This is a genomic window from Saccharomonospora piscinae, from assembly GCF_005862235.1.
Classification (GTDB): domain Bacteria; phylum Actinomycetota; class Actinomycetes; order Mycobacteriales; family Pseudonocardiaceae; genus Saccharomonospora; species Saccharomonospora piscinae.
Genome location: NZ_VCEK01000004.1, coordinates 627,083 through 640,676 on the forward strand (window position 1 = coordinate 627,083; position 13,594 = coordinate 640,676).

The window sequence follows — 13,594 nt, forward strand, 5'->3', positions numbered from 1 at the left end:
ATGGCCACTGAGCAGGAGTTGCTCGACCATCTGAAGTGGACGACCAGCGAGCTCCGGCGTACCAAGCAGCGGCTGCACGAGGTGGAGTCGGGCGAGCACGAACCCATCGCGATCGTCGGGATGAGCTGCCGTTACGCCGGTGCCGACTCGCCCGGCCAGCTGTGGCGACTGGTCGCCGACGGCGTCGACGCGATCCGCGGCTTCCCCGCCGACCGGGGCTGGGACCTCGCGCGCCTGCACGACGTGGACCCGGACCAGCCGGGCACCTCCTACACCGACCAGGGCGGATTCCTCGACGGGGCGGCGGAGTTCGACGCGGACTTCTTCGGCATCTCGCCCCGCGAGGCGCTGGCGATGGACCCCCAGCAGCGGTTGTTGCTGGAGACGTCGTGGACGGCGATCGAGGACGCCGGGATCGATCCCGGACGCCTGCGCGGCAGCCGGACCGGCGTGTACGTCGGGTCGAACGCCCAGGACTACGAGACGCTGCTGGGCTCGGTGGCCGACGAACTCGGCGGTCACCTCGCCACCGGCAGTTCGGCCAGCGTGCTGTCGGGCCGGATCGCCTACACCCTCGGTTTCGAGGGACCGGTGGCCACCGTGGACACCGCGTGCTCGTCGTCGCTGGTCGCGTTGCACTGGGCGTGTGAAGCCCTGCGCAGGGACGAGTGTACGACCGCGCTCGCCGGTGGCGTCGCCGTCATGTGTACGCCCGCGGCGTTTCTGGAGTTCAGCAGGCAGCGGGCGCTGGCCCCCGACGGCCGCTGCAAGGCGTTCGCCGAGACCGCCGACGGCACGGGCTGGGGCGAGGGCGTCGGCATGCTCGTGCTGCGCAAGCTCTCCGACGCCGTGCGCGACGGCGACCGCGTGCTGGCCGTCGTGCGGGGCAGCGCGCTCAACTCCGATGGCGCGAGCAGCGGGCTCACCGCCCCGAACGGTCCCGCGCAGCAGCGGGTGATCCGGCAGGCGCTGGCCAACGCGGGACTGTCGCCGTCCGAGGTGGACGCGGTGGAGGCCCACGGCACGGGAACCCTGCTCGGCGACCCGATCGAGGCGCAGGCACTGCTCGCGACCTACGGGCAGGGCAGGGACAACCCGCTGTGGCTCGGCTCGGTCAAGTCCAACATCGGGCACACCGCCGCGGCGGCCGGTGTCGCGGGTGTGATCAAGATGGTCGAGGCCATGCGGCACGGCACGCTGCCGAGGACGCTGCACGCGGACGAGCCGAACTCGCGCGTCGACTGGTCGGCAGGAGAGGTGTCCCTGCTGACCGAGTCGCGGCCGTGGCCGGATCTCGGCAGGCCGCGGCGGGCTGGCGTGTCGTCGTTCGGGATGAGCGGCACCAACGCGCACGTGATCGTCGAACAGGCTCCCGCCGTGGCGCCGAGCGAGCCGAGTGGTTCCGGGGGACCGGGAGTCGCGGGGCCGGTGCCGTGGGCGATCTCGGCCCGGTCGGACGAAGGGCTGCGCGCGCAGGCGGCGCGCTTGCGCGACTTCGCCGAGGGCGCCGAGGACACCGCGGACGGCTCGCCGGGCGACGTGGTGGACGTGGGCTGGTCGCTGGTGTCGTCCCGCGCTGCCCTGGAGCGGCGTGCCGTCGTGCTGGCCACCCAGCGGTCCGAGTTCGTCGAGGGGCTGGCAGCGCTGGCCGACGGCGACACGGACCCTCGGGTGGTCGTGGCCGACCGGCCCGTGCTGACCTCGGGCGACGCCCGTGTGGTGCTGGTGTTCTCGGGCCAGGGCTCGCAGTGGGTCGGCATGGGGCGGGAGCTGATCGCCTCGTCGGCCGTGTTCGCGGAGACCGTGCGCGAGTGCGAGCAGGAGCTCGGGCAGTGGGTCGAGTGGTCGCTGGAGGAGGTGCTGGCGGGCCGGTCCTCGGTCGATGTGGACCGCGTCGACGTGCTGCAGCCGGTGCTGTTCGCGGTCATGGTGGGGCTGGCTCGCGTGTGGCAGTCCTGGGGAATCGCTCCCTCGGCGGTGGTGGGGCACTCCCAGGGCGAGATCGCGGCGGCCCACGTGGCGGGAGGGCTGTCCCTGGCGGATGCGGTGCGGGTCGTGGTGTCCCGCAGCCGGTTGGTGGCCGCCCGGCTGGCCGGGCAGGGCGGGATGGTCTCGCTGGGGCTCGGCCGTGCCGAGGCCGAGAAGCTGATCGCGCCGTGGGAGGACCGGCTGGCGGTGGCCGCGGTGAACGGGCCGAGTGCGGTGGTGGTGTCCGGAGCGGCCGACGCCGTGGACGAGCTGCTGGAGTCGTGTGCCGACCGGGAGTTCCCGGCCCGGCGGATCGCGGTCGACTACGCCTCGCACGCCCCGCAGGTGGAGGTGCTGCGGCAGCAACTCCAGGAAGAGATCACCGGGATCAGCCCACGGGCCGGCGCGGTGCCGATGTACTCCACGGTCACGGGCGAGCCCATCGAGACCACGACGCTGGACGCCGACTACTGGTACCGGGGCCTGCGCCGGCCCGTGGAGTTCGAGGCGGCGGTGCGCAACCTGCTGGCGGCCGGACACGAGGTGTTCGTGGAAGTCGCGCCGCACCCGGTGCTGACCCCGGCCATCGACGAGATCATCACCGAGACGGGCGCGACCGCCGCGGCGCTGGGCACCATCCGCCGGGACGACGACAGCCCGGCACGCCTGCTGACCTCGCTGGCGCAGGCCTACGTCCACGGCGTGCGGCCGGACTGGAGCGCCGTCTTCGCGGGCACCGAGCCCGAACGGGTCGAGTTGCCCACGTACGCTTTCCAGCGCCGCCGCTTCTGGCCGCAGCCCAGCGAACCGGGTACCTCGGACGCGGCGGGGTGGGGGCTCACCGCGGCGGGCCACCCGTTGCTCGGGGCGGTGGTGTCGCTGGCCGAAGGCGGCAGCTGCGTGCTCACGGGGCGGCTCTCCGTGCGTTCGCAGCCGTGGCTCGCCGATCACGCGGTGGCCGGTGTCGTGATCGTTCCGGGGACCGCGCTGGTGGAGCTGGCCATCCGGGCCGGGGACGAGACCGGAAGCCCGCACCTGGCCGAACTGGTGCTCGAAGCGCCGCTGGTGCTGCCCGAAGACCAGGACGTGCAGCTGCAACTGGTCGTGGGTGAGCCCGACGAGCACGACCGCCGTTCGATCACCATCCATTCCCGCGCCGCGGGCAGCCACGAGCCGTGGACCCGCCACGCCAGCGGTGTTCTCGCCGACGTCGCCGCCGGGGAGGACGCCGCCGAGCTGAGGGTCTGGCCGCCGGAGGGCGCGCAGACCGTCGCGCTGGACGGGTTCTACGACGGCCTGGCCACGTCCGGATACCACTACGGACCCGCTTTCCAGGGACTCGAGCGCGCCTGGCGGGCGGGCGACGCGCTCTACGCCGAGGCGGCGCTGCCCGAAGACTGGCAGGACGGCGCGGGCCGGTTCGGGCTCCACCCGGCCCTGCTGGACTCGGCGTTGCACGCCATGAGCCTGCTCGGCGGAGGAGCCGACGAGCAGATGACGCTGCCCTTCGCCTGGAACGGCGTGTCCCTGTTCGCCTCCGGCGCGGCACACGTCCGGGTTCGCCTCACGAAGACGGGCGCCGACAGCGTCTCGGTGGCCGTCGCCGATGCCACGGGTGAACCACTGGCGTTCGTCGAGTCGATCGCCGTCCGTCCGGTTTCGGCCGAGCAGCTCCGGCAGGCCGAGCACGGTGTCCGCGACGATTCGCTGCTCGAACTGGAGTGGGAACCCCTCTCGTGGACCAGCGAGCCCGAGGTCTCCGGCGCCTGGGCGACGCTGGGCTCCCGCGCCCGGGCGTTGCTGCCGTCGGTGCCCTCGTACGACGGGTTCGCGGAGCTCAGCGATGCGGACCCCGTTCCGGAGAAGGTGCTGCTCTCCCTCGCGCCGCGCGAGGGCGACCTGGCCGCGAACGTCGACGGCACCACGGGCGAGCTGCTCGACCTGCTCCGGGACTGGCTGAGCGACCCCCGATTCGAGAGTTCCCAGCTGGTGGTGGTGACCCATCGCGCGGTGGCGACCCGCGCCGACGAGGACGTGCCGAACCTGGCGTGTTCCGCCGCGTGGGGACTGGTGCGTTCGGCCCAGAACGAACACCCCGGCCGGTTCGTCCTCGTCGACACGGACGAGCATGAGGACTCTCCCGTAGCGCTGGCCTCGGCGATGAGCCACGGCGAAGCGCAGCTGGCGATCCGCGAGGGCCGGGTGCTCGTTCCCCGGCTTCGGCCGGTGGCCGCGGGTGGTGTGCTGGTGCCGCCCTCGGGACGGTCGTGGCAGCTGGACACGGTGGCACCGGGCACGTTGGAGGGGCTGTCGTTCGTCGCGGTCCCCGAGGACGAACCGGTGGGAGCCGGGCAGGTGCGGGTGGCCGTGCGGGCAGCCGGGCTGAACTTCCGCGACGTGCTGCTGGCTCTGGGCATGTACTCCGGGATCGCCGCGCTGGGCAGCGAGATCGCCGGTGTGGTCGTGGAGGTCGGCGACGGCGTCGACGACCTGGCGGTCGGCGACCGGGTACTCGGGCTGGCCTCGGGAGGGTTCGGTCCCGGCGCGGTCGTGGACGCACGGTGGCTCGTCCCGATACCGCACGGGTGGTCGTTCGAGGACGCCGCGACGATCCCGGTCGCGTTCGCCACCGCGTGGTACGGCCTCGTGGACCTCGGTGGAGTGACCGAGGATGACTCCGTCTTGGTGCACGCCGCCGCGGGCGGGGTCGGCATGGCCGCGGTCCAGGTGGCGCGACACCTGGGCGCGCGGGTGCTCGCCACCGCCAGTGAGGCCAAGCAGGACGCGGTGGCCGCGCTCGGGGTGGCCGGTGCCGACATCGCCTCGTCGAGGTCGGCGGAGTTCGAGACCCGGTTCCGCACGGCCACGAACGGGCGCGGAGTGGACGTGGTGCTCAACGCGCTGGCCGGTGACCTCACCGACGCGGGCCTGCGACTGCTGGCCCCCGGCGGGCGGTTCGTTGACATGAGCAAGAACGACGTCCGGGACGCCGACCAGGTGGCCGCCGACCATGCCGGGATCAACTACCGGGCGTTCGAGCTCATCGACGCCGGTTCGGACCGCTTGCGGGAGATCCTGTCGACCGTGGTGGACCTGGCCGAGGCCGGGGTGCTGCGCCCGTTGCCGGTGTGGTGCTGGGACGTGCGGCGTGCTCCCGAGGCGTTCCGGGTGATGAGCAACGCCCAGCACACCGGCAAGATCGTGCTGACCATGCCCCCGGCGCCGGTCCGCGAGGGCACCGTGCTGATCACCGGAGGGACGGGCACGCTGGGTGGCCTGCTCGCCCGGCACCTGGTGACCCGGCACGGGGTGCGGCACCTCGTGCTGACCAGCCGTCGCGGTATCGACGCGCCGGGCGCGGTGGAGTTGCGCGACGACCTCACCGCCCTGGGTGCCGAGGTCACCGTGTCCGCCTGCGATGCCGCCGACCGGCAGGAACTCGCCCGGGTGCTGGCCGACATCGGCGATCGGCATCCGCTGACCGGGGTGGTCCACGCGGCCGGGGTACTCGAGGACGCCACGGTGCAGGCCACGGACCGGCAGCGCCTGCGCCGCGTGCTGAGAGCCAAGGTGGACGCCGCGGCCAACCTCCACGAGCTGACGAAAAACCACGACCTCGCCCTGTTCGTGCTGTACTCCTCGGCGGCCGGAGTCCTGGGCAGTCCCGGGCAGGCCAACTACGCCGCGGCCAACACCTTCCTGGACGCACTCGCGCACCACCGCCGCGCCAACGGGCTCACCGCGACGTCACTGGCCTGGGGAAACTGGGCCGAGGCCAGTGGTATGACCGGCCACCTCGACCAGCAGGACGCCTCGCGCATCAGCCGAGGCGGTGTCGCCCCGCTGGCCACCGAACACGCACTCACCCTCTTCGACACGGCGAACGAGTCCGACCACCCGTTCCTGCTGCCGATCCGGCTGAATCTCGCGGCGCTCGCGAGCCGTGGTGGCGACGACTCGGTTCCCCCGTTGCTGCGCAAACTCGTGCGCACCCCCGCTCGGCGCACGGCGAAACGCGCCGACCGCGACGCCTCCCAGTTCACGTCGCGGCTGGCTTCCCTGTCGGAGACCGAACGGCAGCACGAGATCGTCGAGCTCGTGTGCGCGCACGTCGCGACCGTGCTCGGACACCCGTCGGACACCTCGATCGATACCGATCGCGCCTTCCGGGACCTCGGGTTCGACTCGCTGACGGCGGTCGAGCTGCGCAACCGGCTCAGCGCCGCCACGGGCGTCCGACTGCCCAGCACGCTGATCTTCGACTACCCGAACCCCAGGGTCCTGGCCCGGTTCGTCGTCGACGAGGTGCTGGGCAGGCAGCGGGACGCGGAGACGGCCGCACCGTCGGTGGCCGTCGGCGGGGATGTGGCCGACGACCCGATCGTGATCGTGAGTATGGCGTGCCGGTATCCCGGCGGCGTCAGCTCGCCGGAGGACCTGTGGCGTCTGGTGACCGAGGGCGGCGACGCGATCACGCCGTTCCCCGAGGACCGGGGCTGGGACCTGAGCGAATTGTACGACCCGCATCCGGACCGCGCGGGCACGAGCTACGTGCGGGCGGGCGGGTTCGTCGACGGCATCGATCGCTTCGACACCGAACTGTTCGGAATCTCGCCGCGCGAGGCGCTGGCCATGGACCCGCAGCAACGGTTGCTGCTGGAGACGTCGTGGGAGGTGTTCGAGCGAGCCGGAATGGACCCGACTTCGGTGCAGGGGGATTCGATCGGTGTCTTCGTCGGTGCCTCGCAGGTCGACTACACGACGGGTGCGCAGGTTCCCGCGGAGCTCCAGGCCCACTCGGTCACCGGAAGCGCGTCGAGCGTGATCTCCGGGCGGATCTCCTACTTCTTCGGCATGGCCGGGCCCGCGGTGACGGTGGACACCGCGTGCTCGTCGTCGCTGGTGGCGTTGCACTGGGCGTGCCAGGCGGTGCGGTCGGGCGAATGCGACATGGCGTTGACCGGCGGGGTGACTCTGATGTCCAGTCCAGCCGGGTTCGTCGGGTTCAGCCGTCAGCGCGGCCTGGCCGAGGACGGCCGGTGCAAGGCGTTCGGTGCCGACGCGGACGGCATGGGGATGGCCGAAGGCGTCGGCGTGCTCCTGGTGGAGCGGTTGTCGGACGCGCGGCGCAAGGGGCACCGGGTGCTCGGCGTGGTGCGGGGATCGGCGACGAACCAGGACGGCGCGAGCAACGGGCTGACGGCACCGAACGGGCCGTCGCAACAGCGGGTGATCCGGCAGGCGCTGGCCAACGCCGGACTGTCCACGACGGACGTGGACGCCGTGGAGGCGCACGGCACGGGAACCGCGTTGGGCGACCCGATCGAGGCGCAGGCCCTGCTGGCGACCTACGGCAGGGACCGGCAGGACGCGCCCCCGCTGTGGTTGGGCTCGATCAAGTCGAACATCGGGCATTCGCAGGCCGCCGCCGGAGCGGCCGGCGTGATCAAGATGGTGCTCGCACTCCAGCACGGACTCCTGCCGAGAACGTTGCACGTCGACGAGCCGACGTCGCATGTGGACTGGACGGCCGGTGGTGTCGAGTTGCTCGCCGAGCCGATGCCTTGGCCGGAGACCGGGCGTGCCCGGCGTGCCGGTGTGTCCTCGTTCGGGATGAGCGGGACGAATGCGCACGTGGTGGTGGAGCAGGCGCCGGAGGCGGACGTGGTGGAGCAGGCGCCGGAGGTGGAGCCGGAGCCGGTCCTGGGTGTGTGGGTGGTGTCGGGTCGGGCGGAGTTGGCGTTGCGTGGGCAGGCGGCGCGGTTGCGGTCGTTTGTGTCCGGTGGATGTGGGTTTGGTGTGGGTGATGTGGGGTTGTCGTTGGGTGTGTCGCGGGCGGCGTTGGAGTATCGGGCGGCGGTGGTCGGTTCGAGCGCGGAGTTGGAGCGTGGGTTGGGTGCGGTGGCTGAGGGTGTGGTGTCGGGGAATGTGGTGTCGGGGTTGGTGGAGGGTGGTGTGGTGTCGCCGGTGTTGGTGTTTCCGGGGCAGGGTGCGCAGTGGGTGGGGATGGGTCGTGGGTTGGTGGCGGAGTCTGAGGTGTTCGCGGGGTGGATGGGTCGGTGTGGTGCGGCGTTGGCGCCGTTTGTGGAGTGGGATCTGCTGGAGGTGCTGGGTGATGAGGAGTTGTTGGCTCGGGTTGATGTGGTGCAGCCGGTGTTGTGGGCGGTGATGGTGTCGTTGGCGGAGTTGTGGCGTGCGGTGGGTGTGGAGCCTGCGGGTGTGATCGGTCATTCGCAGGGTGAGATCGCCGCCGCTGTCGTGGCGGGTGGTTTGTCGTTGGAGGACGGCGCGCGGGTGGTGGCGTTGCGTAGTCGGGCGTTGCGGCGGTTGGCCGGTGCCGGGGGCATGGTGTCGGTGGCGGCGTCGGAGGCGGAGGTGGCCGCCCGGCTGCGGGATGGGTTGTCGATCGCCGCGGTCAACGGGCCCGGATCGGTGGTGGTCTCGGGTACGCCGGAGGCGCTGGACGCGCTGCTCGCTGAGTGCGAAGGCGACGGTGTTCGGGCCCGCCGGGTGGCGGTGGATTACGCCTCTCATTCCGAGCAGGTGGATGTTCTCGAAGCCGAACTCGCTGAGGCTTTGGCGTCGATCAGGCCGGTGTCGGCCGAGGTCGCGGTGTATTCCACGTTGACTGGGCGGGCGTTGGACACGGCGGAGATGGATGCGGGGTACTGGTTCCGGAATCTGCGGAATCCGGTGCGGTTCGACGACGCCACGCGGTCCGCGATCACCGAGGGTCACCGGACTTTCCTGGAAGTCAGCCCGCATGCGGTGTTGACGATGAGCCTTCAGGAACACCCCGACGTTGTGGCGTTGGATACGTTGCGGCGAGGGGAGGAGGAGTCGCGCCGGTTTATGACGGCGGTGGCGGCGGCTCACGTGCATGGTGTGGCGGTCGACTGGCACGCTGTGTATCCGGGGGCGCGCCGGGTTGATCTGCCGACGTATGCCTTCCAGCACCAACGCTTCTGGCCCGAGCCCGTTGCCACCGCCGAACCGGAATCGGTGGAGGACCGGCAGTTCTGGGACAGCGTCGAGCAGGGTGATGCCGCTGAGCTGGCGGACGTGCTGGCTGTCGACGAGGCCGCGCTCACGCCGGTGTTGCCCGCGTTGTCGCGGTACCGGCAGGCGCGCCGTGCCCGCTCGGCGGCCGATTCGTGGCGGTACCGGATCAGCTGGACACCGTTGACGCTTCCCGCCCCCACGCCACCGCGCGGGCGCTGGCTGGTGGTCGCTCCCGCCGATCAGGCCGACCATCCCGTCGTCACCCAGGTGGTCGCGGCGCTGCCGGAGGCGAGCACGCTCACCGTCGACACCGCCGATCTCGACCGCGAGACCCTGACCGGACACCTCGGCGACGACACCGATCTCGCCGGCGTGATCTCCCTGCTCGCTCTGCGGCACGACCCCGATCCGGACACCCCGGTTCCGGCCGCGCTCGCGGCCAACCTGGCGCTCGCCCAGGCGCTGTTCGGCACGGACAGTGCGGCTCCACTGTGGGTCGTGACCACCGGCGCCACCACCGACGAGCCGGTACCCGACCAAGCCGCCCACTGGGGACTCGGCCGCGTACTCGCCCTCGAACACCCCGAACGCTGGGGCGGCCTGGTCGACCTGGCACTCGACGACGTCTCCGACGCGACCGAGTTCGCCGGGCGGCTTCACTCGGTGCTCGCCTCGCCGGGGGGCGAGGACCAGCTCGCGATCCGGCGCGACGGGGTTCACGCACGCAGGCTCACGCACGCACCGGCGCCGCTCGGTGCCGACGACACCTGGCGGCCCCGGGGCACCGTGCTCATCACCGGTGGCACCGGCGCACTGGGCGCGCACGTCGCGCGGTGGCTCGCCGACCGGGGAGCCGAGCACCTCGTGCTCGCGAGCCGGAGCGGAACCGGCGCGCCGGGCTCGGCGGAACTCGCGGCCGAGCTGACCGGGCGTGGTGCCAGGGTGGACGTGGTCGCCTGCGACGTCGGCGACCGGGAACAGATCGACTCGCTGGTGACGACTCTGGCCGCGAACGGCGACCCGGTCCGCGCCGTGGTGCACACCGCGGGAGTGAGCGTGGACGCGGCGGCCACGGAGCTCGACGACAAGCAGCTCGCGCACACGTTCGCGGGCAAGACCGCCGGTGCGCTGCATCTCGACGAACTGCTCGGCGACGACCTCGACGCCTTCGTGGTGTACAGCTCGATCGCCGGCGTCTGGGGAAGCGCGCGGCAGGGCGCCTACGCCGCCGCCAACGCGACCCTCGACGCGCTCGTGCTGCGCAGGCGAGCGCGCGGCCGGGCCGCCACGGCGATCGCCTGGGGCAGGTGGGCAGGCGAGAGCATGGCCTCGGACAGCGCGCAGCAGCTGGCGGACCTCGGTCTTGGCCCGATGCCGCAGGAGGCCGCCCTCGCCGTGCTCGGCCAGGCACTCGACCACGACGAGGGGCCGCTGGTCGTCGTCGACGTCGACTGGCAGAAATTCGCGCCGTTGTTCACCGCCCGGCGACCCAGCCCGCTGCTGGCGGAGCTGCCCGAGGTCGGTGACGACACGGCCGAGGACAGCGAAGCCTCGGAGCCGCAGGACGAGACGCGGTCGCTGCGAACCCGGCTCGTCGAGCTGTCCGAAGTGGAACGCGATCAGCACCTGCTGGACCTGGTGCGCGAGCTGGCCGCGGTCGTGCTCGGCTTTGGGGACGTGACCGCGCTCCGGCCCGACCGCGCCTTCCGTGATCTGGGAATCGACTCGGCCACGGCCGTGGACCTGCGCAACCGGCTCCAGGCCGCGACGGGTCTGCGACTGCCCGGCGCGCTGGTGTTCGACCATCCGACACCGGTGCGGCTCGCCGGGTACCTCCGTGGCCGGTTGCTTCCCTCGATCGCACCGGAGGACGAGGCCGCGCTGCGGGCGACGCTCGCGACCGTGCCGCTGGAGCGCCTCCGCGCCGCCGGGGTACTGGACGCCCTGCTCGAACTGGCGTCGACACCAACCGAACCACCAGGGCAGCCCGAGTCGACCGGCGACGCCGCTCCACAGGACGGCGAGCACGAGATCGACGACATGGACGCCGAAAGCCTCATTCATCTCGCACTCGGGGAGAACGGCCGATGACGACGGACAAAGGTAAGACAGACGCGATGACCGGCTCGTCGGATCGGACACTGGAAGCGCTGCGCGCGTCGCTCAAGGAAGTCGACCGGCTGCGCCGCGAGAACGACAAGCTCTCCGAGGCGTCCAGGGAACCGATCGCGATCATCGGGATGGGGTGCCGCTACCCCGGTGGCATCACCGACCCGGACGCGCTCTGGGACCTGGTCTCGTCCGGCGGGGACGCGGTCGGTCCGTTCCCCACGGACCGGGGCTGGGACGTCGACGCGCTCTACCGAAGCGATGGGGCACGGACCTACGAGGGCGGCTTCCTGCACGACGCCCCGCGGTTCGACGCGGACTTCTTCGGGATCGCGCCGCGTGAGGCGCTGGCGATGGACCCGCAGCAGCGGCACCTGCTCGAGGTGACGTGGCAGGCCATCGAGCACGCCAGGATCGACCCTGCGTCGTTGCGCGGGACGCAGACCGGCATCTTCGCCGGGGCGTCCCAGACGGGGTACGAGGCCGCGCTGCGCGCCGCGACCGACGACCTGTCGGGGCACTACATCACGGGCACCGCCAGCTCCGTCGTGTCCGGCCGGATCGCCTACACGCTCGGCCTGCACGGCCCCGCCGTCACGGTCGACACGGCGTGCTCGTCGTCGCTGGTCGCGATGCACCTCGCCGTGCAGGCGCTGCGGGCGGGCGAGTGCTCGCTCGCGCTGGCCGGTGGCGTGGCGGTGCTCGCCGAGCCGACGCCGTTCGCGGAGTTCAGCAAGCAGGGCGGGCTCGCGGCGGACGGGCGCTGCAAGTCGTTCGCCGCCGCGGCCGACGGCACCGGCTGGGCCGAGGGCGCCGGCGTGGTCGTGCTCGCCCGGCTGTCGGACGCACTGCGCGACGGGCACCGGGTGCTGGCGGTGCTGCGCGGCTCGGCGGTCAACCAGGACGGGGCGTCGAACGGTCTGACCGCGCCCAACGGTCCCGCGCAGCAGCGCGTGATCGGCCAGGCACTGGCGAACGCGGGCCTGACCGCCGACCGCGTCGACGCCGTCGAGGGACACGGCACCGGGACGGTGCTCGGCGATCCCATCGAGCTGCAGGCACTGCTCGACACCTACGGCGTGAAACGGCCTGCCGAACGGCCGTTGCTGCTCGGCTCCATGAAGTCCAACATCGGGCACGCGCAGGCCGCATCCGGGATCGCCGGCGTGATCAAGATGGTGCAGGCGATCAGGCACGGAATGCTGCCGCAGACCCTCCACGTCGACGAACCGACGTCGCACGTCGACTGGTCCGGCCTCGCCCTGCTCACCGAGGCGACCACGTGGCCGGACACGGGTGAGCCGCGCCGGGCGGCCATCTCCTCCTTCGGGGTCAGCGGGACCAACGCGCACCTCGTCGTCGAACAGGCCCCGCAGCACGAGGAACCGGTGCGGGAGCGCGAATCCGTCCCGCCGCTGCTGCCGTGGGTACTCTCCGCGGCGACACCGGAGGCGCTCGCCGTCCAGGCTGACCGCCTGCTGTCGCGGGTGACGGGTGAGCCCGAAACCGACCCCGCCGACGTCGGTTTCTCCCTGGCGACCAGCCGTGCCGCACTCGACCACGGCGCCGTGGTGCTCGGCCGTGACCGGGACGAACTCCTCCGCGGGCTCGGTGAGCTCGCGGAGGGCGCACCGTCGCCCCACGTCGTGCGCGGGACCGCGTCGACGGGCCTGCTGGCGATGCTCTTCGCCGGGCAGGGCGAACGACTGGCCGGGACCGGACGGCAGCTGTACGAGACGTTCCCCGCGTACGCGGCGGCGTTCGACGCCGTGTGCGCCGAGATCGACGGGCACCTCGGCGGTTCGCTGGCCGAGGCCGTGTTCGGTGAGGCCGATGAGGACGTCTCCGTCGAGGCGTACCAGGCCGGTCTGTTCGCGCTCGAAATCGCCCTGTTCCGGCTGTTCGAGTCGTGGGGCGTGAGCCCGGACGTCGTGCTCGGGCACTCCATCGGCGAACTGGCGATGGTGCATGTCGCGGGCGTGCTGTCGCTGGCCGACGCGGCGCGGCTGGTGGCCGCGCGGGGCAGGCTGATGGCCGCGCTGCCCGACGGTGGCGCGATGGTCGCCGTGCAGGCCACGGAGGCGGAGGTGCTGCCGCTGCTGACCGAGCGGGTCGGCGTCGCCGCCGTGAACGGCCCCGAGTCCGTGGTGCTCTCGGGCGACGAGGACGCCGTTCACGAGGTCGCCGGTGCGTTCTCCGCTCAGGGCAGGCGAACCCGCACCCTGTCGGTACACCGTGCCTACCACTCGCCCCGGATGGAACCGGCGCTGGCCGACCTGCGCGAGGTCGCCCGCGACCTCACGTTCGCCGCGCCGCGGCTGCCGATCGTGTCCACCGTGACCGGCGCGGTGCTGTCCGCGCAGGAGATCCGCGACCCGGAGTACTGGGTGCGGCACGCGCGCGGCACGGTGCGGTTCGCGGACGGTATGCGTGTGCTGCACGACCGTGGCGCGAGCGTGTTTCTCGAAGTGGGCCCGGGTGGGGTGCTGTCCGGGCTCGGCCGGGACTGCGTCCC

2 protein-coding genes (1 of these 2 only partly in view) are annotated in these 13,594 nt (G+C 72.3%); both read left to right on the forward strand.

Translation table 11 applies throughout. From position 1 onward, the window contains the following. Positions 1–11,061: a type I polyketide synthase gene (locus tag FFT09_RS19150; protein ID WP_138383530.1), complete on the forward strand. Its 11,061-nt coding sequence runs from the start codon at positions 1–3 to the stop codon at positions 11,059–11,061. Then, positions 11,058–13,594, forward strand: the 5' end (the start) of a protein-coding gene (locus tag FFT09_RS23375) for a type I polyketide synthase (RefSeq protein ID WP_244231418.1). It continues 36,343 nt past the right edge of the window; 2,537 of the gene's 38,880 nt are visible here — the first part of the coding sequence; the start codon lies at positions 11,058–11,060; the stop codon falls past the right edge of the window. Before FFT09_RS19150 ends, FFT09_RS23375 begins: the two co-directional genes overlap by 4 nt.